Raw genomic sequence first — 2,653 nt, 5'->3', positions numbered from 1 at the left:
TCTTTCGCCAAAACACCTTCGGCGTTGTAAGGTTAAGCCTCACGGTTCATTAGTATCGGTTAGCTCAATGTATCGCTACACTTACACACCCGACCTATCAACGTCATAGTCTTTAACGTTCCTTCAGGAGACTTATAGTCTCAGGGAGAACTCATCTCGGGGCAAGTTTCGTGCTTAGATGCTTTCAGCACTTATCTCTTCCGCATTTAGCTACCGGGCAATGCCATTGGCATGACAACCCGAACACCAGTGATGCGTCCACTCCGGTCCTCTCGTACTAGGAGCAGCCCCCCTCAATTCTCCAGCGCCCACGGCAGATAGGGACCGAACTGTCTCACGACGTTCTAAACCCAGCTCGCGTACCACTTTAAATGGCGAACAGCCATACCCTTGGGACCTACTTCAGCCCCAGGATGTGATGAGCCGACATCGAGGTGCCAAACACCGCCGTCGATATGAACTCTTGGGCGGTATCAGCCTGTTATCCCCGGAGTACCTTTTATCCGTTGAGCGATGGCCCTTCCATTCAGAACCACCGGATCACTAAGACCTGCTTTCGCACCTGCTCGAGCCGTCACTCTCGCAGTCAAGCTAGCTTATGCCTTTGCACTAACCTCCTGATGTCCGACCAGGATTAGCTAACCTTCGTGCTCCTCCGTTACTCTTTAGGAGGAGACCGCCCCAGTCAAACTACCCACCAGACACTGTCCGCAACCCGGATTACGGGTCTACGTTAGAACACCAGCCATTAAAGGGTGGTATTTCAAGGTCGGCTCCATGCAGACTGGCGTCCACACTTCAAAGCCTCCCACCTATCCTACACATCAAGGACCAGTGTTCAGTGTCAAGCTATAGTAAAGGTTCACGGGGTCTTTCCGTCTTGCCGCGGGTACACTGCATCTTCACAGCGAGTTCAATTTCACTGAGTCTCGGGTGGAGACAGCCTGGCCATCATTACGCCATTCGTGCAGGTCGGAACTTACCCGACAAGGAATTTCGCTACCTTAGGACCGTTATAGTTACGGCCGCCGTTTACCGGGGCTTCGATCAAGAGCTTCTCCTTACGGATAACCCCATCAATTAACCTTCCGGCACCGGGCAGGCGTCACACCGTATACGTCCACTTTCGTGTTTGCACAGTGCTGTGTTTTTAATAAACAGTTGCAGCCAGCTGGTATCTTCGACTGATTTCAGCTCCATGGGTAAACCACTTCACCTACATAGCTGGTATCTTCGACTGATTTCAGCTCCACGAGCAAGTCGCTTCACCTACCATCAGCGTGCCTTCTCCCGAAGTTACGGCACCATTTTGCCTAGTTCCTTCACCCGAGTTCTCTCAAGCGCCTTGGTATTCTCTACCTGACCACCTGTGTCGGTTTGGGGTACGATTTCGTGTTACCTGATGCTTAGAGGCTTTTCCTGGAAGCAGGGCATTTGTTACTTCAGCACCGTAGTGCCTCGTCATCACACCTCAGCGTTAAAAGAAGTCCGGATTTACCTAAACTTCCCGCCTACATGCTTAAACCGGGACAACCGTCGCCCGGCTAACATAGCCTTCTCCGTCCCCCCTTCGCAGTAACACCAAGTACAGGAATATTAACCTGTTTCCCATCGACTACGCCTTTCGGCCTCGCCTTAGGGGTCGACTCACCCTGCCCCGATTAACGTTGGACAGGAACCCTTGGTCTTCCGGCGTGCGGGTTTTTCACCCGCATTATCGTTACTTATGTCAGCATTCGCACTTCTGATACCTCCAGCACCCCTCACAGGACACCTTCAACGGCTTACAGAACGCTCCCCTACCCAACAACACATAGTGTCGCTGCCGCAGCTTCGGTGCACAGTTTAGCCCCGTTACATCTTCCGCGCAGGCCGACTCGACCAGTGAGCTATTACGCTTTCTTTAAATGATGGCTGCTTCTAAGCCAACATCCTGGCTGTCTGTGCCTTCCCACATCGTTTCCCACTTAACTGTGACTTTGGGACCTTAGCTGGCGGTCTGGGTTGTTTCCCTCTTCACGACGGACGTTAGCACCCGCCGTGTGTCTCCCGTGATAACATTCTTCGGTATTCGCAGTTTGCATCGGGTTGGTAAGTCGGGATGACCCCCTAGCCGAAACAGTGCTCTACCCCCGAAGATGAATTCACGAGGCGCTACCTAAATAGCTTTCGGGGAGAACCAGCTATCTCCCGGTTTGATTGGCCTTTCACCCCCAGCCACAAGTCATCCGCTAATTTTTCAACATTAGTCGGTTCGGTCCTCCAGTTAGTGTTACCCAACCTTCAACCTGCCCATGGCTAGATCACCGGGTTTCGGGTCTATACCCTGCAACTTAACGCCCAGTTAAGACTCGGTTTCCCTTCGGCTCCCCTATTCGGTTAACCTTGCTACAGAATATAAGTCGCTGACCCATTATACAAAAGGTACGCAGTCACCCCATAAAGAGGCTCCCACTGCTTGTACGTACACGGTTTCAGGTTCTTTTTCACTCCCCTCGCCGGGGTTCTTTTCGCCTTTCCCTCACGGTACTGGTTCACTATCGGTCAGTCAGGAGTATTTAGCCTTGGAGGATGGTCCCCCCATATTCAGACAGGATACCACGTGTCCCGCCCTACTCTTCGAGTTCACAACACATGCGATTTTGTGTACGGG

The 2,653-nt window shown here is 52.2% G+C and carries 1 rRNA gene; it reads right to left on the bottom strand.

Annotated elements, in window-relative coordinates:
• Positions 1-28: 28 nt before the first annotated feature.
• Positions 29-2,653 (bottom strand): 23S ribosomal RNA (locus FDX19_RS14085); the annotation flags it as partial.

Origin of the sequence: Citrobacter sp. wls619, assembly GCF_005281345.1 — a bacterium.
Taxonomy (GTDB): Bacteria; Pseudomonadota; Gammaproteobacteria; order Enterobacterales; family Enterobacteriaceae; genus Citrobacter.
This window is presented reverse-complemented; position numbering and strand designations above follow the sequence as displayed.